Below are 19282 nucleotides of genomic sequence, written 5' to 3' on the forward strand. Positions count from 1 at the left end.
GCGCCGACCGGGGCCGTCGCGCCGACTCTGCATCAGGCAGATGTGGAAAATCCGGGTGGAGATCCGGATGGAAATCAGGGTGGATCAGAATGTACAAGCGTATATCAGGGCGTTACGCCTTCGGTTCGGAAGTTCAGCCGTTCTTCTTCCTTCCGTTGGAAGGCGTCCTCCGGATGCTTGCGGGCAGCGCCTCCGCGTTGTGCAGCCACCCGGCGAGCTTGCCGCCGCGGTCGACGGCGCGCAGCCGGCGTTCGGCGGCCTCGGAGACCTCCTCGGTGGTGACCACCAGCAGTTCGTCGCCCTCGCGCAGCACCGTCATCTTGTCCGGGACGAAGCTGGCGCCCTCGCGGACCACCAGGGTGACGGCGGCGCCCTTGGGCAGCCGCAGTTCGGAGACCTCGACGCCGGACATCCGGGAGCCGGGGGAGAGCTGGACGGAGAGCAGGTGGCCGTGCAGCTTCTCCAGTGGCGCGGACTCGATGCCCAGGTCCTGGCCGATGTCGCCCTCGCCGATCCTCAGCCACTTGGCGACCAGCGGCAGGGTCGGGCCCTGGAGCAGGGTGAAGACCACGACCAGGATGAAGACCACGTTGAACAGCTGCTGGGCGTCGGTGGCGCCGGACACCAGCGGGATGGTGGCGAGCACGATCGGCACCGCGCCGCGCAGCCCGGCCCAGGACAGCAGCGCCTGCTCCTGCCAGGGCACCCGGAACGGCGTCATGGTCAGCAGCACCGACAGCGGCCGGGCGACGAACACCAGCACCGCCCCGGCCACCAGGCCCGGCACTATCGCCGAGCCCATGGAGGCGGGCGTCACCAGCAGGCCGAGCAGTACGAACATGCCGATCTGCCCGATCCAGGCCAGCCCGTCGGCGAAGCCGCGCACCGCGGGGCCGTGCGGCAGCTTGGAGTTCCCGAGGATCACCGAGGCGATGTACGCGGCCAGGAAGCCGGAGGCGTGCAGCAGCGCGCCGCCCGCGTAGGCGAGCACGATCAGCGCCAGCACCGCGATCGGGTACAGGCCGGAGGAGGGCAGCGCGACCCGGCGCACCGCGTACGCGCCGAGCCGGCCGACCGCGTAGCCGACGGCCGCGCCGATCGCCAGCTCGACGACGATGGTGCCGACCAGCACGTACCAGGGGTCGAGCTCGCCGGTGGTGGCGAAGGCGACCACCAGGATCACCACGGGCGCGTCGTTGAAGCCGGACTCGGCCTCCAGCAGGCCGGTCAGCCGCTTGGGCAGCGGCACCATCCGCAGCACCGAGAAGACCGCCGCGGCGTCGGTGGAGGAGACGATCGCGCCGAGCAGCAGCGCGGTGCGCCACTCCAGGCCGACCAGCCAGTGCGCGCCGGCGGCGGTGACGAACACCGAGACCGCGACGCCGAGGGTGGCCAGCACGGCGGCGGCCGGGACCACCGGCCTGATGGCCTGCCAGCTGGTCTTGAGCCCGCCCTCGGCGAGGATGACCACCAGGGCGGCGTAGCCCATCACCTGGGTGAGCTCGGCGTTGTTGAAGCTCATGCCGAGGCCGTTCTGGCCCAGCGCGACGCCGATCCCGAGGTAGATCAGCAGCGAGGGCAGCCCCGAGCGGGTGGAGATCCGCACCGCCACGACGGCGAACAGCAGGACCACGGCGGACTCGAGCAGCAGGGTGTTCAGGTGGTCAACGGTCACGCAGGGGCACCTCGGGCAGGGAGGGGAGCTACTGACAGATCGTTACCCATCCTAACATTTTACTTGATCTTTACGCTAGTCCCTTCTTCCGCCCGGGCCGGGTAAGGTCCCCTGCGTGCCGTAGAACCGCCGCGGTGTCCCCCGTGCACGGCTGCCGGTGCCCTCGCCCTAATGTGGTGACCTGTCACGGCCGCACGCTCCCTCATACAAGGACTCGGATGCCCCGCTCGAAGAAGTTCCGGCGCGCACGTCTGATCATGATCCTGCTCGCCGTGCTGCTGATCGCGGGCCTGGTCGGCGGCGGCTGGTGGGCAGTGGACACCGTCCGCTCCTCCTTCCCGCAGGTCAGCGGCACCGTCAAGGTGGCCGGCATGTCCGCCCCGGTGGACGTGGTCCGCGACGACAAGGGCATCCCGCAGCTCTACGCCGACACCGACGCCGACCTGTTCCGCGCCCAGGGCTACGTGCAGGCCCAGGACCGGTTCTGGGAGATGGACGTCCGACGGCACATCACCTCCGGCCGGCTCTCCGAGATGTTCGGCTCCTCCACGGTCGAGCAGGACACCTTCCTGCGGACCATGGGCTGGCGCCAGGTCGCCGAGAAGGAGTGGAACAACCAGCTCTCCGACGAGACCAAGCGCAACCTGACCGCCTACACCGAGGGCGTCAACGCCTGGCTCGCCGAACACCCCGGCGGGGCCGGCGCCTCGCTCGAGTACGCGCTGCTCGGCACGGTCAACTCCGGCTACCAGCCCGAGAAGTGGGACCCGATCGACTCGGTGGCCTGGCTCAAGGCGATGGCCTGGAGCCTGTCCGGCAACATGCAGGAGGAGATCGACCGCTCGCTGCTCACCCAGGACTTCAGCACCGAGCAGATCGAGCAGCTCTACCCGGCGTACCCGTACGACCGCAACGGCACCATCGTGAAGACCGGCAAGCTCTCCGCCGACGGCACCTACACCCCCGGCGAGGGCGTCACCGTGCCCCAGCTGCCCGGCTCCGCCGCCGCGGTCGACAGCTCGCAGGCCCGCGCCGCCAGCCAGGCCCTGATGGGCGACCTGTCCCAGCAGGTCTCCGCGCTGCCCCAACTGCTCGGCCCGCAGGGCCAGGGCATCGGCTCCAACTCCTGGGTGGTGGCCGGGACCAACACCACCACCGGCCTGCCGATGCTGGCCAACGACCCGCACCTCGGCCCCGGCATGCCGTCCATCTGGTACCAGATGGGCCTGCACTGCCGCACCGTCTCCGCCACCTGCGGCTACGACACCGCCGGCTACACCTTCGCCGGCATGCCCGGCGTCGTCATCGGCCACAACAAGGACATCGCCTGGGGCTTCACCAACCTCGGCGCCGACGTCACCGACCTGTACCTGGAGAAGGTCACCGGCCCGGACACCTACCTCTACGACGGCAAGGACACCAAGTTCACCGTCCGCAAGGAGACCATCAAGGTGGCCGGCGGCGACGACCGCACCATCACCGTCCGCACCACCCAGGACGGCATGCCGCTGATCTCCGACCAGTCCTCCGAGGAGCAGAAGGTCGGCCAGTACGCCCCCGCCGGCAACGCCGCCCCCGACCGGGCGGCCGGCTACGCCGTCGCCCTGCGCTGGACCGCGCTCGTCCCCGGCAAGACCATGGACGCCGTCTTCGAGCTCGACCGGGCCACCGACTTCACCTCCTTCCGGGCCGCCGCCAAGGACTTCGCCGTCCCCGCGCAGAACCTGATCTACGCCGACACCAAGGGCAACATCGGCTACCAGGCCCCCGGCCTGATCCCGGTCCGCGGCAAGAAGGGCGACGGCCGCTACCCCGCCCCCGGCTGGGACCCGGCCTACGCCTGGAACACCGCCTACCTGCCGTTCAAGTCGCTGCCCTACGCGTACAACCCGCCCGAGGGCTACATCGTCACGGCCAACCAGGCCGTCGTCGACCAGAGCTACAAGCCGGTCCTCACCACCGACTGGGAGTACGGCACCCGGGCCAAGGAGATCGGCGACCTGATCCAGGCCAAGCTCAAGAACGGCGGCAAGATCTCGCTGGACGACATGCAGTCCATGCAGCTCGACAACACCAGCGTGATGGCCAAGGAACTCGTCCCGCTGCTGCTCAAGGTCAAGATCGACGACCCCTACGTGCGCGAGGCCCAGGACCTGCTCAAGAACTGGAACTACCACCAGGACGCCGACTCCGCCGCCGCCGCCTACTACAACGGCGTCTGGCGGGCCCTGCTCACCCTGGCCTTCGGCCAGAAGTTCCCCGCCGACCTCCGGGTCGAGGGCGACTGCCTGCTGGTCCGCCAGAAGCGCGACAACACCCTGCCCGACGACGCCCTCGGCGGTGCCGCGCAGGCCGTCACCGAGTGCGGCACCCGCAAGGCCGCCCAGGCCCAGCCGGACGGCGGCGACCGCTGGACCGAGGTCGTCCGCAAGCTGCTCGCCGACCCCAAGTCGCCCTGGTGGGACTACATCGACTCCGACCACCAGCAGCAGCACGGGCTCGACAGCCTGCTCGCCGAAGCGCTCAAGGACGCCCGCCAGGACCTCACCTCGCGCCTCAGCAAGGACATCTCCACCTGGAGCTGGGGCCGCCTGCACCAGCTCACCCTGCAGGAGCAGACCCTCGGCACCGACAACTCCTCGATCGCCTCCGGCCTCGTCCACAAGCTGCTCAACCGGGGCCCCTACAAGCTCTCCGGCGGCAGCGCCGCCGTCGACGCCACCGGCTGGAACGCCGCCGCCGGCTACGACGTCGACTGGATCCCCTCCATGCGGATGGTCGTCGACCTCAGCAACTTCGACTCCTCCCGCTGGATCAACGTCGGCGGCGCCTCCGGCCACGCCTTCCACCCCAACTACAACGACCAGACCTCGCTCTGGGCCTCCGGCCAACTCCTGCCCTGGGCCTACAGCAAGGACGCGGTCGCCAAGGCGGGCAAGAACACCCTGACCCTGACCAACTAGGACCGGGGGCCCGGCGAGCGACGCTCCCCGGGCCCCGTTCTCACTCCCCGAAGCGCGTCACCCCGTCCGGGGTCACCACCGCGTGGACCGGCAGGTCGTGCGGCTCGGCCGGGACCGCGGGCAGCAGTTCGGCCGGGTAGAGCAGGGTGGCCAGCAGCGGGCGGGCACCGGCCCGGGTGAGGCGGGCCAGGACCCGGTCGTAGGAGCCGCCGCCGCGGCCCAGCCGGGTGCCGCGGAGGTCGACGGCCAGGCCGGGGAGCAGGACGACGTCCGCGCCGAGGACGGCGTCGGGGCCGAGCCGGGGGCCGGTGGGTTCGAGCAGGCCGCGGGCGGCGGGGGCGAGCCGGTCGTCGTCCTCGTACCGGGCCCAGTCCAGGTCGTTGTCCGGCAGCAGCACCGGCAGCAGCACCCGGACGCCGGCGCCGGCGAGGGCGCGCAGCAGCGGGCGGGTGCCCGGCTCCGCGCCGACCGAGACGTACGCGGCGACGGTGCCGCCCGGCGGGACCAGCGCGGCGGCGTGCCCGGCCAGGGCCGCGGCCGCGGCGGCGCGCTCCGGGCCGCCGAGCGCCCGCCGTTCGGCGAGCAGGCGTGACCTCAACGCCGCCTTGTCGTTGGACAACCGATCCGCAGTCACCGTTCGATTCCTCTCAGCTCTGTCCCGTGCAGTGACACGAGCCTGACACGCCCGAGGCCGCCGCATGCCCACCCCGCTCCTGCTCCAGGCCCTGGCCGCGCTCGGCGCGGCCGCCCCGGCCGCCGCCGGCGTCCTCGCGCTGCGCCGCCGCCGGGACCGGGTCGAACAGGGCGGCCGGGAGGCGGAACTTCTGGCGAAGATCGCGGAACTGGCGGAGGAACGGGACGAACTGGTGCGGACCGCCTCCTGCGACCCGCTGACCGGCGTGTGGAACTACCGCCACCTCCAGCTCACCCTGGACCGCGAGATCGAACGCGCCCGCCGGGCCGAGGCCACCGCGATCGACCCCCGCCCGCTGGCCGTGCTGCTGCTGGAGGTCGACGGCTTCGACGCGGTGGTCGCCGAGCACGGCCGGACCCGCGCCAACGCGATGCTCCGCGACCTCGCCCAGCGCCTGGCCATGGAGATCCGCGGCTGCGACACCCTGGGACGTTACGGCGGCGAGGAGTTCCTCGCCCTGCTGCCGGACACCGGCCCGGAGGGCGCCGCGCAGGTCGCCGAGCGGCTCTGCTGGTCGGTGCGCCGCCACCGGCTGACGGACCGCCACCCCGGCGAGAGCGCCGCCCCGGACGCCCGCAGCGGCCTCACCGCCGCCGTCGGCCTGGCCGTGCTGCCCCGCGACGGCGCGCACGCCGCGCTGCTGCTGCGGGCCGCCGACCGCGCCCTGGCCGCCGCCCGCGCCGCGGGCGGCGACTGCTGGCGCTCCACCGAGCAGCTCACGAGCGGACCGGCCGGTCCGAACGCTTCGTCGACGCCCGGTATGGTGTCTTCCGGCCCCGGCGGGACAACCCTCACCCCGCATGCGACCACCGTCGGCCCGGGCCCGACAGGTGACAGGCCCCAATAATCGTTTCACCCCGCTCTCAGCGGAGCGAAACGCCAGCCTCAGTAAGGTCGACGCATGACGAACACGCACGCCCGCCAGCCGGTCACCAAAGCCGTCGTCCCGGCCGCCGGCCTCGGCACCAGGTTCCTCCCCGCCACCAAGGCCACGCCCAAGGAGATGCTCCCGGTCGTCGACAAGCCGGCCATCCAGTACGTCGTCGAGGAGGCCGCCGCCGCGGGCCTGTCCGACATACTGATGGTCACCGGTCGCAACAAGCGTGCTCTGGAAGACCACTTCGACCGCGCCTACGAGCTGGAGGAACTGCTCAGCCGCAAGGGCGACCAGGAGCGGCTGCGCCGGGTGCAGGAGTCCGTGCAGCTCGCCAGCATGCACTACGTCCGCCAGGGCGACCCCAAGGGCCTCGGCCACGCCGTCTCGGTCGCCGAACAGCACGTCGCCGGGCAGCCGTTCGCCGTCCTGCTGGGCGACGACCTGATCGACCCGCGCGACCCGCTGCTGGCCCGGATGATCGAGGTCCAGCAGGAACTCGGCGGCTCCGTCGTCGCGTTGATGGAGGTCGACCCCGCGCAGATCCACCTGTACGGCTGCGCCGCCGTCAAGGCCAACGGCTTCGGCGAGGACGTCTTCCAGGTGACCGACCTGGTGGAGAAGCCCGACACCGCCGACGCCCCGTCCAACTACGCCGTCATCGGCCGCTACGTCCTCGACCCGGCCGTCTTCGACGTGCTGCGCGAGACCCCGCCCGGCCGCGGCGGCGAGATCCAGCTGACCGACGCGCTGCGCGAGCTGGCCACCCGCGACGAGACCAACGGCGGCCCGGTGCACGGCGTGCTGTTCAAGGGCCGCCGCTACGACACCGGCGACCGTGCCGACTACCTGCGGGCGATCGTCCGGCTGGCCGCCGAGCGCGACGACCTCGGCCCCGAGTTCCGCACCTGGCTGCGGCAGTTCGTGGCCACCGAGATGCAGGGCTGACCCACCACGAAGGAGCGTGAGGCGATGACCGGGAAGCACGACCCCTGCTGCGAGGGAGCCGACTCCCCGGCCTCGCCGCGCTCGTGGAGCGTCGACGAGCACCTCGCCGACGTCCTCGCCGCGGTCGCCCCGCTGCCCCCCATCGAGCTGCAACTGCTGGACGCCCAGGGCTGCCGGCTCGCCGAGGACGTGCGGGCCGCCGACGACCTGCCGCCCTTCGACAACAGCTCGATGGACGGCTACGCGCTGCGCACCGCCGACACCGTGCGCGCCACCGGGCAGTACCCGTCGGTGCTCGCCGTGGTCGGCGACATCGCGGCCGGCGCCGCCGACCTGCCCAAGGTCGGCCCCGGCCAGGCCGCCCGGATCATGACCGGCGCCCCCGTCCCGCCCGGCGCCGAGGCCGTCGCCCCGGTCGAGTGGACCGACGGCGGCACCGGCACCGGGCGGGCGGCCGACGCGATGGGCGCACCCGTCGCCGGCGAGGAGGTCCGGGTGCTGCGCCCGGTCGCCGAGGGCGCGCACATCCGCCGCCGGGGCAGCGACGTCACCGCGGGCGACACCGTGCTGGAGGCCGGCACCGTGCTCGGCCCCACCCAGCTCGGCCTGCTCGCCGCGATCGGCCGCGCCGCCGTCAAGGTCGCCCCCCGCCCCCGGGTGGTGGTGCTCTCCACCGGCAGCGAACTCGTCCAGCCCGGCGAGGCCGCCGGACCGGGCCGGATCCACGACTCCAACTCCTTCACCCTGACCGCCGCCGCGATCGCCGCCGGCGCCGTCGCCTACCGGGTCGGCGGCGTCCCCGACGAGGCCGCCACGCTGCGCGCCGTGCTGGAGGACCAGCTCGGCCGGGCCGACCTGATCGTCACCAGCGGCGGCGTCTCGGTCGGCGCGTACGACGTGGTCAAGGAGGTGTTCGCGGACTACGGCGGCGTCGACTTCCGCCGGCTGCGGATGCAGCCCGGCAAGCCGCAGGGCTTCGGCCGGATCGGCGCGGGCGCCGGGGTGCCGCTGCTCGCCCTGCCCGGCAACCCGGTCAGCGCGTACATCTCCTTCGAGCTGTTCGTCCGCCCGGTGATCCGCACCATGCTCGGCGCCCCCGACGTGCACCGCCCCGTGGTGCGCGCCGCGACCACCGCCGCGCTGCGCTCCCCGGCCGGGCGGCGGCAGTTCCTGCGCGGCCGGTACCGCCCGGCGGACGGCACCGTCTCCCCGGTCGGCGGCGAGGGATCGCACCTGGTCGGGGCGCTGGCGAAGGCCGACTGCCTGATCGCCGTGCCCGAGGACACGACCGCGCTGCCCGCCGGGAGCGCCGTCGATGTGGTCCTTCTCACGGACTGACCGGGGCGGGGTTGTACGGTAGCGCGAGATTCGCACCGTGCCACTGGAGCCACTCGTGACCGACACACCCCCCGGCGACCGCCTCACCCACGTCGACCGCACCGGCGCCGCCCGGATGGTCGACGTCTCCGAGAAGGCCGCCACCACCCGCGTCGCGGTGGCGGCCGGCCGGGTCCGGATCGCCCCCCGGGTGGTGGAACTGCTGCGCGGCGAGGGCGTCCCCAAGGGCGACGCCCTCGCGGTGGCCCGGATCGCCGGGATCATGGGCGCCAAGCGGACGCCCGAACTGATCCCGCTCTGCCACCCGATCGCGCTCACCGGCACCACCGTCGACCTGGCCGTCACCGACACCGCCGTCGAGATCACCGCCACCGTCCGCACCGCCGACCGCACCGGCGTCGAGATGGAGGCGCTCACCGCCGTCGCCACCGCCGCGCTCACCGTCATCGACATGGTCAAGGCGGTCGACAAGGCCGCCGCCATCGAGGACGTCCGGGTGCTCAGCAAGACCGGCGGCAAGAGCGGCGACTGGTCCAGGGGGGAGGAGCAGTGAGGGCGCTCGCCGTCACCGTCTCCAACCGGGCCTCGGCCGGCGTGTACGAGGACCGGGGCGGCCCGCTGCTGGTCGACGGCTTGCGCGCGATGGGCTTCGAGACCGACGGCCCGCAGGTCGTCCCGGACGGCGAACCGGTCGAGGCGGCGCTGCGCGCGGCCGTCGCCGCCGGGTACGACGTGGTGCTCACCACCGGCGGCACCGGCATCTCCCCGCAGGACCTCACTCCCGAGATGACCGCCCGGGTGATCGACCGGCAGATCCCCGGCATCCCCGAGGCGATCCGCGCCCACGGCCGGGAGCAGGTGCCCACCTCGGCGCTCTCCCGCGGCCTGGCCGGCCTGGCCGGACGCACCCTGGTGGTCAACCTGCCCGGCTCCACCGGCGGCGTCCGCGACGGCCTGGCCGTGCTCGCCCCGCTGCTGCCGCACGCCGTCGACCAGTTGGCCGGCGGCGACCACCCGCGGCCCGCGGGCGGTGCGCACTGAACGCGCCCTGGCCGGTCGAACTGGCCGAGGGGGACCTCGTGCTGCGGCCCATCCGCCGCCGCGACCAGGCCGAGTGGCAGGAGGTCAGCCGCCGCAACCGGGACTGGCTGCGCCGCTGGGAGGCCACCGTCCCGCCCGCCCCGCCCGGCCGCGCCCCGCTGCCCCGCCCCACCTACCGGCAGATGGTCCGCTACCTGCGGGCCGAGGCCGCGGCCGGCCGGATGCTGCCCTTCGTGGTGCTCCACCAGGGCCGCCTGGTCGGCCAGTTGACGGTCGGCGGGATCACCTGGGGCTCGATGTGCTCCGCCAACGTCGGCTACTGGGTGGACGAGGCGGTGGCCGGCCGCGGCATCATGCCCACCGCCGTCGCGCTCGCCGTCGACCACTGCTTCCGCGACCTGGGCCTGCACCGGGTCGAGGTGTGCATCCGTCCCGAGAACCGGCCCAGCCGCCGGGTGGTGGAGAAACTCGGCTTCCGCTCGGAGGGAATGCGCCCCCGCTACCTCCACATCGACGGCGACTGGCGCGACCACCTGGTGTACGCGCTCACCGCCGACGAGGCCACCGACGGGCTGCTGCGGCGCTGGCGGGAACTCAGGAACCGGCCGCCACAAGAGAATTGAATGTGTGTTCGAATGTAGATATCGATATGGCATCGGGGTCGTGTCGACCCGTCACAAATACCGGCAAAATAGTCTGAGAATCAGCTTGATCACACGACACGCCGCGCCAAATTGCTGCAGTGCCTTCCCCCGCGCCCGTACCGTGTGAAACGTGAGCAGTAGCGGCCTTATCTACGCGGTCATCGTAGGGGCCTGGGCTGCCTATCTGGTGCCGATGTGGCTCCGCAGGCAGGACGAGCTCAACGAGTCGCGTCCGACGGAACGCTTCAGTACCGCGATCCGCCTGCTGGCCGGTCGATCGGCCATGGAGCGGCGCGCGGCCCGAGCCCTCGGCGACCAGACCGCCGACCAGCAGCACCCCGCCGGGGAGGACCCGGACGGGGCCCTCGCCGACCCCGCGCCCGCCGTGGCGCCCGACCCCGCCGACGTGCCCACCCGGGCCGCCGCCGCCGAACCGGTCGGCGAGCCGGCCGCCGAGCCGGTGGTTGGGCCCGCGGCCGCCGCCGAGGGCCGGGGCGAGCGGGAACGCGAGCGCGAGCGGGAGATCGGCGACCGGCGCTCCGCCGAGCGGCGGGCCCGGCTGCTCGCCCGGCGGCGGCGGATGGTCACCATGCTGTTCCTGGCCTTCGCGCTGGGCGCCGTGGTCGCCGCCGTGACCGGCTTCGCCTTCCTCTGGGTGCCCGCCGTCCCCGGCCTGCTGCTCACCCTCTACATCGGCCACCTGCGCCGCCTGGAACGGCAGCGCTACGAGGTCAAGTTCGACCGGACCCGGGCCGCGCAGGCCGCCGAGCGGCTGCGCGAACGCGAACGCGAGCGGGCCGCCCGACCGGCCGCCGAGCCGGCCGCGACCCGCCCGGCGCCCGCCCCCGAGCCGACCGCCACCACGGACCCGAGCACCACCCGGGCCACCGTGCTGGCCGAGGCCACCGAGCACGAGGAGTGGGCCGACGGCGTCCGCTCCCGGGCCGCCGCCGGGCCGGACTCCTGGGAGCCCGTCCCCGTCCCCCTCCCCACCTACGTCACCGCCCCCGTGGCCCCCCGCACCACCCGCGGGCTCGACCTCTCCGCCCCCAACACCTGGGACTCCGGCCGCCCCGCCACCCCGCTGTTCGACCAGTACGGCGCCGAGCCGGCCCAGCCCCCCGCCGCCGCGGACTGGTCGACCCGCCCCCGCGCCGCCAACGAGTAACCGCCCCGCCCCGGCCGCAACCCCCCACCTGCGCCGGGGCGTTCGCGTCCCCCGGCACGCCCGCCGCCGGACCGTTCCGACCATGGTCACCGGCACCTCCGCGGAGGTGATAGAGTTCTTTCTTGTTGGGGCTGTGGCGCAGTCCGGTAGCGCACCTCGTTCGCATCGAGGGGGTCAGGGGTTCGAATCCCCTCAGCTCCACCCGACAAAGGCCCTCCCGGGTAATCCGGGAGGGCCTTTGAGTATGTCCGGGGCCGGTTCGGCGGCATGGCGGTGCGTCAGTGCCGTGGGAAAGGCGGCGGCGGCCCGGGGCGGGCGGGCGGCCCGCCGCCGGGCCGGGGGTCAGGACTTCTTGACGACGCTCGACTTGAGCTGCATGGCGCCGAAGCCCTCGATCCGGCAGTCGATGTCGTGGCCGTCGACGCCGTCGATCAGGCGGATGTTGCGGACCTTGGTGCCGGCCTTGATGCCCGAGGGGCTGCCCTTCACCTTGAGCGCCTTGACGACCGTCACGGTGTCGCCGTCGGCCAGCACGTTGCCGACCGCGTCCCGGACGGCGCGTTCGGCGGGGGAGTCGGCCGGGGCCTCGGTGGGGGACCACTCGTTGCCGCACTCGGGGCAGACCATCAGCGCGTCCATCGCGTAGGTGTACTCGCTGGAACATTTCGGGCAGGGCGGCAGGTTCTCACTCATTTCGCCACCCTAGCCGAGCCGGACGGCGGCCGAACTGCCGTGCCGGGGAAGGGCGGGGACGCTCGGGCCGCAGGTGTGCGGCGGCCCGCCGAGACGCGTCCCCGACCCGGTCGCCTCGCAGTTGCGAATGTTAGCAACTGCGAAGGCCGCGATGTCACCTCGGGCCGGAGGGCGGGACGGCGGACCGGGGCGCCCGGCGGGAGCGGACCGCGCGCACTCTCGGTGGCGCCGCGCGGTTGCTAAGGTCGTGCTCGACGGCAACGTCCAGGATCCGACGGAGATGGGGTGAGGATGTGGGCGCCGACACCTCCCGCGTGGCTCCCGTGGTCAGCACGCCGCTGTACCAGGTGAAGGCCGAGTTCTTCAAGACGCTCGGCCACCCGGTCCGGATCCGGGTCCTGGAGCTGCTCAGCGAGCGCGAGCACGCCGTGGCCGAACTGCTCCCCGAGACCGGGGTGGAGGCCGCGCACCTGTCCCAGCAGCTCGCCGTGCTGCGCCGGGCCAACCTGGTGGTCGCCCGGCGGGAGGGCAGCACCGTGCACTACAGCCTCACCAGCCCGCAGGTGGCCGAACTGCTCGCGGTGGCCCGGGAGATCCTGGGCGGCGTGATCACCGGGCAGGCCGAGCTGCTGGACGGCCTGCGCGCGCCCACCGGGGCGCAGCCCCGCGCCTGACCGGACGCGTCCTCCGCTCCGCGCCCGACCGGGCGCACCCTCCGCTCCGCGCCCTGGGTGCCTTGCGGCTTCTGGTGTGCGAAAACAGTGATTTGCGAAATTCGTAAAGTCCATACATGATGCCTGCTGTGGGACCGGCAGCCGGCACGCCCGAACGGGCCGGGCCGGGAACGGCCGAGGAGGGCGACGGTGACCGGGAGCTTCGACGGGGAACTGCGCGAACAACTCACCCGGGCCAGGCGGGCCGAGGCCGAGGCCCGCGACGCCGGGGACGAGGACGGCGCGTCGGCCTACGCCGGGCGGGCCGCCGAACTGCTGCGGATCGCCGGACAGCACGGGATCGAGCTCCCGCCGGAGGCCCCGGCGGACCGGGCGTGAACACCGTCCGGCGCCGGCTGGCGGCCGTCCTGCCCGACCGGCGGACCCTCGCCACCATGGGCCGCTCCCCGCGCAAGGACCTGCTGGCCGGACTGACCGTCGCCGTCGTCGCGCTGCCGCTCGCCCTCGGCTTCGGCATCTCCTCCGGCGCGGGCGCCGAGGCCGGGCTGGCCACCGCCGTGGTGGCGGGCGCGCTGGCCGCGGTGTTCGGCGGCTCGAACCTCCAGGTGTCCGGCCCGACCGGCGCGATGACGGTGGTACTGGTGCCGATCGTCCACCGCTACGGCGCGGACGGGGTGCTGACGGTCGGTCTGCTGGCCGGGCTGGTGCTGGTGGCGCTCGCGCTGGCCCGGGCCGGGCGCTGGATGGCGTACGTGCCGGTGCCGGTGGTGGAGGGCTTCACCGTCGGCATTGCCGGGGTGATCGCGCTCCAGCAGGTGCCCGGCGCGCTCGGCGTGCCCAAACCGGGCGGCGACAACCCGGCGGCGGTCGCCGCCCGGGCGGCCGGCGCCTTCCTGGACGCCCCGCACTGGGCGGCGCCCGGCCTGGCGCTCGGCACGGCCGCCGTGATGCTGGTCGGCGCCCGGCTGCGGCCCGCCGTCCCGTTCTCGCTGCTCGCGGTGGTCGCGGCCACCCTGCTGGCCCGGTTCGCGGACCTGCCGGTGGCGACCATCGGCCACCTGCCCGCCGGGCTCCCGGCGCCCTCGTTCGGCTTCTTCGAGGCCGCGGACGTGCCCGCGCTGCTGCCCTCCGCGCTGGCGGTCGCGGCGCTCGCCGCCCTGGAGTCGCTGATGTCGGCGACCGCCGCCGACGCCATGAGCGTGAGCGAACGGCACGACAGCGACCGGGAGTTGTTCGGCCAGGGCCTGGCCAACCTGGCGGCCCCGCTGTTCGGCGGCGTGGCCGCGACCGGGGCGATCGCCCGGACCGCCGTCAACGTCCGTTCCGGCGCGGCCTCCCGGCTGGCGTCGCTGGTGCACGCCGTGGTGCTCGCGGTGATCGTGTTCGCCGCCGCGCCGCTGGTCTCCGGCATCCCGCTGGCCGCGCTGGCCGGTGTGCTGGTCGCCACCGCGGTCCGGATGATCCAGGTCGGCTCGCTGCGGGCGCTGGCCCGCAGCGGCCGCGGCGAGGCCGCGGTGCTGGTGCTGACCGCCGCCGCGACCCTGGCGTTCGACCTGGTGACGGCCGTCGTGGTGGGCCTGCTGGTGTCCGGGGCGCTGGCGCTGGCCGAGGTGGCCCGGGCGGCCCGGGTCGAACAGGTGCCGCTGCACGGGGAACTGCCGCCGGCCGACCACCACGACGAGGAGCAGGCGCTGCTCGCCGAGCACATCGTCGCCTACCGGATGGACGGGCCGCTGCTGTTCGCCGCCGCGCACCGCTTCCTGCTCGAACTGACCGGCGCGGCCCGGGTCCGGGTGGCGATCCTGCGGATGTCGCGGGTCAGCGCGATCGACGCCAGCGGCGCGGTGGTGCTGGGCGACGCCATCGCCGAACTCGAACGCCGCGGCACCCTGGTGCTGGTCTCCGGCCTGCGCGCCGAGCACCACCGCCCGCTGGACGCGCTCGGCGTCCTGGACCGGCTGCGCGCGCAGGGGCGGGTGTTCGACACCACCCCCGAGGCGATCGCCTGCGCGCGGCAGCACCTGGACCCGGACGGGACGGAACTGGCGGCGGGCGCGGCGGGGCCGGGGGTCGCCCGGTGATCGGCCGCCGGCGGCGCCGGCACCCGCCTGTCCGCCGTCGGCGGCCGGCCCTGGGACCGGTCGGCCTCAGGGCTTGAGGGCGGTCAGGTGCAGGACGGTGGTGTCGCCGGTCGGGGTGCTGACGACGGTGCCGACCGGGGCGGGGCCGAAGGTGTGGACCTGGTGGGGGAGGCCCGGGGGGAAGGCCCAGTCGACGTGGTCGCGGCGGCGCAGGACGGCGGTGTCGTGCAGGGCGGTGTCGGGGCCGGTGGGGGCCGCGGTGGCGTGCAGGGCGGCGAGGTAGGCGGCGGCGGTCGCGGTGGGGACGGTGAAGCGGAGGAAGAGGACGTCCGGGCCGCTCTCCGAGTTGTCGTCGCTGTAGTAGCGGACCCCGGTGGCGTCCGGGGGCAGGGTGACGCCGTAGTAGCGCAGCAGGGTGGGCAGGTTGCGCGGGCCGCCGAGGTTGGCGCAGTCGTACTGCCGGTAGGCGCGGGCGTCGTGCGGGTGCAGCGGCCAGCAGCCGCCCCAGGCGCGGCGGGCGCCGAGCAGGCCGCCGCCGAGGACGAGCAGCACCACCAGCACCCAGGTCAGCGGTCTGCGGTGCCAGGCGCGGACAGCGGACATCCCTACCCCCCGGTGTTCCGTCCGCCGCGCCGTCCGTCGTCGGGCCCGGGCGGGCGGCAGTTCCCCGGGATCATAGTCGGCGCCGGCGCCGGCGCCGGGGCGGGGGACGGCTGCCGGGCCCGCAGCAGCAGCCGCAGCCGGGGCGCCAGCAGCGGCCGCAGCAGCCGGGCCACCGGCCGGGTGGACAGCAGCAGGGCCAGCGCGCAGGCGGCGGCGGTCAGCACGGCCTGCCCGGCCGCCGAGCCGAGGAACGCCGTCCGGTAGCCGCCCGCCCGGACCAGCGCCAGCTGGGCGAACGGGTGCAGCAGGAACGCCGCCGTCCCGGTCGCGCCCAGCCCGTCGTACCAGCGGGCCCGGACCGGCACCAGGGCCAGGAAGCAGGCGCCCAGCACCGCGCCCGCCAGGTTGACCGCCGCCGACAGCACCAGCCAGCGGGGCAGCCCCGCGTGCAGCCCCGCCGCGCCCGCGCTCCGGTAGAACCAGGCCGCGTCCAGCCGCGGCACCAGCCAGTACGCGAGCAGCGCCGCCGCCCCGAACACCGGAAGCGCCGCCGCCCGCAGCCACCGGTGGCCGCGCAGCGCCAGCACCCGGCGGCGGTCCAGGACCAGCCCCGCGACGAAGAACGGCAGCAGCTGCAGCGTCCGCCCGATCGACAGCTGCGGCGTCAGCGGCAGCGCCCCCGCCAGCAGCGAGACGGCGACCGCGGTGGCCAGCGGGGCCCGCAGCCGGTGCCAGAGCGGGGCGCTCAGCCGCCACAGGAACAGCGACAGCAGGAACCAGGTCACCCAGACCGGGGTGATCAGGTCCGGCGCGAACGGGGCCCCGGCCAGCCGGGCCGAGTACCAGCCCAGCAGGGTGGTCCACAGCAGGTACGGGGCCAGCACGCCGCCCAGCAGCCGGTCGAGCTGCTCCGGGCGGGCCGCGAACGAGCGCGAGAACCAGCCGGAGAGGAACACGAACACCGGCATGTGGAAGGCGTACACCAGCAGGTAGGCGGCGTGCAGCACCCGGTGGCCGGGCATCCGCGCCAGCGGCTCCCAGAAGTGCCCGCACACCACCAGCACCGTCGCCAGCAGCCTCGCGCGGTCGAAGAACGGGTCGCGGGCGGGGGCCGCGGTGGCCGCGGGGGCGGGGCGGGCGGCCCGGGAGTCGGTGAGCACGGGTTTCCCCCGGTCGGAGCGCTGGCGGACCGCACGACTCTACGGGACCGGGCCGGGCCGGCCGGGTCAGCGGCGGAGGTAGGCGAGGACGGCCAGCACGCGGCGGTTCGAGTCGGGGGTGTGGTCGATCCGGAGCTTGGCGAAGATCGCGGCCGTGTGCTTGGCGACCGCGCTCTCGCCGATATGCAGCTCGGCCATGATCGCGGCGTTGGAGCGGCCCCCGGCCATCAGGCGCAGCACGTCGAGTTCGCGCGCGCTGAGGTCGGCGGTGGTGCCGCGGGCGGTGGAGCGGGCCATCAGCCGGGCGATCACCTGCGGGTCCATCACGGTGCCGCCCGCGGCCACGGTGCGGACCGCGTCGACGAACTGGGCGGTGCGGGTGACCCGGTCCTTGAGCAGGTAGCCGACCGCGCCGCGCCCGTCGGCGAGCAGCTCCTGGGCGTACAGCTGCTCCACGTACTGGGAGAGCACCAGCACCGGCAGCCCCGGCCGCTCCCGGCGGACGGTCAGGGCGGCCTGCAGGCCCTCGTCGGTGTGGGTGGGCGGCAGCCGGATGTCGACCACGGCCACGTCCGGCGCCGACTCCCGCAGGGCGCGCAGGAGTTCGGGGCCGTTGTCGACCGCGGCGGCGACCTCGAAGCCGTGGTCGGTCAGGGTGCGGGCGAGGCCGTCGCGGAGGAGGAAGAGGTCTTCGGCGAGGACGACGCGCACGGGATCTCCAGGGTCGCGGTGGTCGGGCCGCCCGGCGGGCTGTCCAGGGCGAGGGTGCCGTCGAGGGCGGCCAGCCGGCGGCGGACCCCGGCGAGCCCGCTGCCGCGGTCGGGGTCGGCGCCGCCGCGGCCGTCGTCGCGCACGACCGCCCGCAACCGGCCGTCCGCGCAGCGGAGTTCGACGTCCACCCGGTGGCCGCCGGAGTGCTTGCCCGCGTTGGCGAGCAGCTCGGCGACGGCGAAGTACGCGGCGCCCTCGACCGGGGCGGGCAGCCGGCCGGGCAGGTCGGCGGAGACCTCGACGTCCAGGAAGCAGTCCAGGGCGAGCGAGCGGACGGCGTCGGCCAGGCCCCGGTCGGCCAGCACCGGCGGCAGCACGCCGTGCACCAGGTCGCGCAGCTCCTGCAGGGCCCGCTCGGAACTCGTCCGGACCTCGCCGAGCAGCCGGCGGGCCGTGCCGGGGTCCTCGTCGAGCAGCTGCTCGGCCCGGTCCAGGGCCAGCCCGAGGGAGACCAGCCGGGCCTGCGCGCCGTCGTGCAGGTCCCGTTCGATCCGGCGCAGTTCGGCCGCCTGGACGTCGAGGACCTCGGCCCGGCTGTCGGTCAGCTGGTCGATCCGCTGCTCCAGCCGGGCCTGCGCCGGGCCGTCCAGCAGCCGGGCCGTCCAGGCCGCGTACCGGGCCAGCACGGGCGGGGCGAGCCACAGGCCGGCGGCGGCGAAGCCCAGGCCGAGCAGGGCCGCGGCGAGCGCGTTGACGGTCGAGTCGACCGGGACGAAGGCGTACCAGTTGCCCGGGCCGAGCAGCTGCCACAGGAACGGCTGCACCAGCGCCCCGGCCAGGCCGTAGCCGACCAGGGTGGGCGGGACGGCCACCAGCAGGCAGCTGCTCCACGGGGCCAGCCAGGACCAGGCCAGTTCGCGGCGGAAGCCGGGCGCGCCGAGCAGCGCCACCACGCCCGCGGGCAGCGGTTCGGGGGCGGCGGGCGCGCGGCCCGTCCAGCGGGCGAGCAGCGCGCGCTCGCGGTCGGCGCCGCGGCGCAGCAGCCGGGCGGCGGGCGGCAGCAGCGGCAGGCCGAGGCCGACCGGCAGCAGGGTGAGCGCGCCGCCCGCGGCCAGGCCGCGCAGGGACGTCGTCAGGGAGCGCCACGAGGCCAGGTGGCAGCGGCCGAGGGCGAGCAGGGCGGCCCGGACCCGGACGGACTGCGGTCGCATCGTCATATCAGCGCGATGCTATCCGGGTGCCCGGCGCGCTCCGCAGGCCCGGTCCGACGGGCCGTCAGCACCCAGGGCAGCGCCACCAGGACGCAGGCCGCGCCGAACAGCAGCACCGGGCCGGTCGCCCCCGACTCCTGGTCCAGGAACAGCAGCAGGCCCAGGTTCACCAGCGCGTGGAAACCGCCCGCGACCGGCAGCCGCCACCGGCCCACCCGCTCCCAGGCGAAGCCCAGCAGCACCGACATCGCCACCGTCGCCGCCAGGAACCCCGCCGCGTACGCGGGGGACCGGGTGAACACCCCGACGTGCCAGCACCCCCAGGCCAGGCCGACCGCCACCGACGAGGCCCACGGCCCGAACCGCTCCCGCAGCAGCGGCTGCAGCAGGCACCGCCAGCCGATCTCCTCCCCGCAGGCGCCCAGCAGTTGGGCCGCCGCGACCACCCCGAACGGCGCGGCCAGCGACCCCGGGTCGCGCACCGCCACCGGCACGCCGCACAGCGCCGCCCCGGCCACCGCGACCGCCGTGACCGCCACCGCGGACAGCAGCACCGCGAGCCCGGCCGGGCCCGCCCCGCGCCCGCCGTGCCCGGCCAGCAGCCGCCGCACCTGCCCCGGCCGCCACCCGGCGACCGCCGCCACCCCCAACGCGGGCCCGAACTGCGTCAGTTGCAGCACCTCCTCGGGCAGCCCCGTCGCGGGCTGCACCGCCCCCAGCGCCCCCGCCGCCACGAACGCCACCACCAGGAACACCCCGGTCGGCCCGATCCACTTCCCGCGCACCGCACTCCACCCCTCGCTC

Annotated in this window: 19 protein-coding genes and 1 tRNA gene; 12 read left to right on the plus strand and 8 right to left on the minus strand. The window is 74.8% G+C overall.

The window, feature by feature from the left end; translation table 11 throughout:
* Window positions 1-133: 133 nt before the first annotated feature.
* Window positions 134-1675, minus strand: a complete 1542-nt coding sequence (locus tag OU787_RS19345) for a potassium/proton antiporter (RefSeq protein ID WP_030463770.1) — start codon at window positions 1673-1675, stop codon at window positions 134-136.
* A gap of 218 nt (window positions 1676-1893) precedes the next feature.
* Here OU787_RS19345 and OU787_RS19350 point away from each other — a divergent pair, with 218 nt between their 5' ends.
* Window positions 1894-4638, plus strand: coding sequence for a penicillin acylase family protein (locus OU787_RS19350; protein WP_268660130.1), 2745 nt, complete (start codon window positions 1894-1896; stop codon window positions 4636-4638).
* Between the two features lie 40 nt (window positions 4639-4678).
* On the opposite strand, the gene OU787_RS19355 is transcribed toward OU787_RS19350, so the two are convergent.
* Window positions 4679-5272 carry a 5-formyltetrahydrofolate cyclo-ligase gene (locus OU787_RS19355; RefSeq protein ID WP_268660131.1) on the minus strand — a complete coding sequence of 198 codons (594 nt, stop codon included), beginning with the start codon at window positions 5270-5272 and terminating at the stop codon, window positions 4679-4681.
* 64 nt (window positions 5273-5336) lie between these two features.
* Here OU787_RS19355 and OU787_RS19360 point away from each other — a divergent pair, with 64 nt between their 5' ends.
* From OU787_RS19360 to OU787_RS19395, 8 genes are all read left to right on the plus strand, one after another.
* A complete protein-coding gene (locus OU787_RS19360) occupies window positions 5337-6179 on the plus strand; it encodes a GGDEF domain-containing protein (protein WP_051817928.1) in 843 nt (280 codons plus the stop codon).
* Between the two features lie 54 nt (window positions 6180-6233).
* Window positions 6234-7154 (plus strand): UTP--glucose-1-phosphate uridylyltransferase GalU, encoded by a 921-nt coding sequence (galU, locus tag OU787_RS19365; RefSeq protein ID WP_030463766.1) that lies wholly within the window; start codon window positions 6234-6236, stop codon window positions 7152-7154.
* A gap of 24 nt (window positions 7155-7178) precedes the next feature.
* A complete protein-coding gene (gene glp, locus OU787_RS19370) occupies window positions 7179-8492 on the plus strand; it encodes a molybdotransferase-like divisome protein Glp (RefSeq protein ID WP_268660132.1) in 1314 nt (437 codons plus the stop codon).
* A 115-nt stretch (window positions 8493-8607) separates the two neighbouring features.
* On the plus strand, window positions 8608-9045 hold the full coding sequence (gene moaC / locus OU787_RS19375) for a cyclic pyranopterin monophosphate synthase MoaC (protein WP_051817932.1): 438 nt from the start codon (window positions 8608-8610) through the stop codon (window positions 9043-9045).
* Entirely contained in the window at window positions 9042-9533 is a 492-nt protein-coding gene (locus OU787_RS19380; protein WP_268660133.1) for a MogA/MoaB family molybdenum cofactor biosynthesis protein, read from the plus strand. Before moaC ends, OU787_RS19380 begins: the two co-directional genes overlap by 4 nt.
* A complete protein-coding gene (locus tag OU787_RS19385; protein ID WP_081967308.1) occupies window positions 9530-10156 on the plus strand; it encodes a GNAT family N-acetyltransferase in 627 nt (208 codons plus the stop codon). The genes OU787_RS19380 and OU787_RS19385 overlap by 4 nt, the downstream gene beginning before the upstream one ends.
* 214 nt (window positions 10157-10370) lie before the next feature.
* Window positions 10371-11345 (plus strand): divisome protein SepX/GlpR, encoded by a 975-nt coding sequence (sepX, locus tag OU787_RS19390; RefSeq protein ID WP_268660134.1) that lies wholly within the window; start codon window positions 10371-10373, stop codon window positions 11343-11345.
* Between the two features lie 127 nt (window positions 11346-11472).
* A tRNA-Ala gene (locus OU787_RS19395) sits at window positions 11473-11546 on the plus strand.
* Between the two features lie 141 nt (window positions 11547-11687).
* On the opposite strand, the gene OU787_RS19400 is transcribed toward OU787_RS19395, so the two are convergent.
* Window positions 11688-12038 carry a zinc ribbon domain-containing protein YjdM gene (locus OU787_RS19400; RefSeq protein WP_268660135.1) on the minus strand — a complete coding sequence of 117 codons (351 nt, stop codon included), beginning with the start codon at window positions 12036-12038 and terminating at the stop codon, window positions 11688-11690.
* A gap of 314 nt (window positions 12039-12352) precedes the next feature.
* Here OU787_RS19400 and OU787_RS19405 point away from each other — a divergent pair, with 314 nt between their 5' ends.
* The 3 genes from OU787_RS19405 to OU787_RS19415 all read left to right on the plus strand — a co-directional run bounded on the left by OU787_RS19405 (window position 12353) and on the right by OU787_RS19415 (window position 14793).
* On the plus strand, window positions 12353-12712 hold the full coding sequence (locus OU787_RS19405) for an ArsR/SmtB family transcription factor (RefSeq protein ID WP_232795229.1): 360 nt from the start codon (window positions 12353-12355) through the stop codon (window positions 12710-12712).
* A gap of 189 nt (window positions 12713-12901) precedes the next feature.
* The gene (locus OU787_RS19410) at window positions 12902-13090 is read left to right on the plus strand and encodes a hypothetical protein (protein WP_268660136.1); all 189 of its coding nucleotides are present in this window, start codon (window positions 12902-12904) and stop codon (window positions 13088-13090) included.
* A 56-nt stretch (window positions 13091-13146) separates the two neighbouring features.
* Window positions 13147-14793: a SulP family inorganic anion transporter gene (locus tag OU787_RS19415; RefSeq protein ID WP_268661890.1), complete on the plus strand. Its 1647-nt coding sequence runs from the start codon at window positions 13147-13149 to the stop codon at window positions 14791-14793.
* Window positions 14794-14859: 66 nt separating this feature from the next.
* On the opposite strand, the gene OU787_RS19420 is transcribed toward OU787_RS19415, so the two are convergent.
* The 5 genes from OU787_RS19420 to OU787_RS19440 form a co-directional block, all read right to left on the minus strand.
* The gene (locus tag OU787_RS19420; protein ID WP_268660137.1) at window positions 14860-15396 is read right to left on the minus strand and encodes a hypothetical protein; all 537 of its coding nucleotides are present in this window, start codon (window positions 15394-15396) and stop codon (window positions 14860-14862) included.
* A gap of 2 nt (window positions 15397-15398) precedes the next feature.
* Window positions 15399-16556, minus strand: a complete 1158-nt coding sequence (locus OU787_RS19425) for an acyltransferase family protein (protein ID WP_268660138.1) — start codon at window positions 16554-16556, stop codon at window positions 15399-15401.
* 66 nt (window positions 16557-16622) lie between these two features.
* Entirely contained in the window at window positions 16623-17267 is a 645-nt protein-coding gene (locus OU787_RS19430; protein WP_030464072.1) for a response regulator transcription factor, read from the minus strand.
* A complete protein-coding gene (locus OU787_RS19435) occupies window positions 17207-18484 on the minus strand; it encodes a sensor histidine kinase (RefSeq protein WP_268660139.1) in 1278 nt (425 codons plus the stop codon). The genes OU787_RS19430 and OU787_RS19435 overlap by 61 nt, the downstream gene beginning before the upstream one ends.
* Window positions 18481-19263: a CPBP family intramembrane glutamic endopeptidase gene (locus OU787_RS19440; protein ID WP_268660140.1), complete on the minus strand. Its 783-nt coding sequence runs from the start codon at window positions 19261-19263 to the stop codon at window positions 18481-18483. The genes OU787_RS19435 and OU787_RS19440 overlap by 4 nt, the downstream gene beginning before the upstream one ends.
* Window positions 19264-19282: the final 19 nt, after the last annotated feature.

Origin of the sequence: Kitasatospora sp. YST-16 (genome assembly GCF_026802215.1) — a bacterium.
Lineage (GTDB): Bacteria > Actinomycetota > Actinomycetes > Streptomycetales > Streptomycetaceae > Kitasatospora > Kitasatospora cineracea.

Bases quoted from the DNA above. Each gene is read 5' to 3' on its own strand.
- OU787_RS19350 (WP_268660130.1), top strand. From the start codon at position 1,894: ATGCCCCGCTCGAAGAAGTTCCGGCGCGCACGTCTGATCATGATCCTG.
- OU787_RS19360 (WP_051817928.1), top strand. From the start codon at position 5,337: ATGCCCACCCCGCTCCTGCTCCAGGCCCTGGCCGCGCTCGGCGCGGCC.
- galU (WP_030463766.1), top strand. From the start codon at position 6,234: ATGACGAACACGCACGCCCGCCAGCCGGTCACCAAAGCCGTCGTCCCG.
- glp (WP_268660132.1), top strand. From the start codon at position 7,179: ATGACCGGGAAGCACGACCCCTGCTGCGAGGGAGCCGACTCCCCGGCC.
- moaC (WP_051817932.1), top strand. From the start codon at position 8,608: ATGGTCGACGTCTCCGAGAAGGCCGCCACCACCCGCGTCGCGGTGGCG.
- sepX (WP_268660134.1), top strand. From the start codon at position 10,371: ATGTGGCTCCGCAGGCAGGACGAGCTCAACGAGTCGCGTCCGACGGAA.
- OU787_RS19400 (WP_268660135.1), bottom strand. From the start codon at position 12,038: ATGAGTGAGAACCTGCCGCCCTGCCCGAAATGTTCCAGCGAGTACACC.
- OU787_RS19415 (WP_268661890.1), top strand. From the start codon at position 13,147: ATGGGCCGCTCCCCGCGCAAGGACCTGCTGGCCGGACTGACCGTCGCC.
- OU787_RS19420 (WP_268660137.1), bottom strand. From the start codon at position 15,396: ATGTCCGCTGTCCGCGCCTGGCACCGCAGACCGCTGACCTGGGTGCTG.
- OU787_RS19435 (WP_268660139.1), bottom strand. From the start codon at position 18,484: ATGACGATGCGACCGCAGTCCGTCCGGGTCCGGGCCGCCCTGCTCGCC.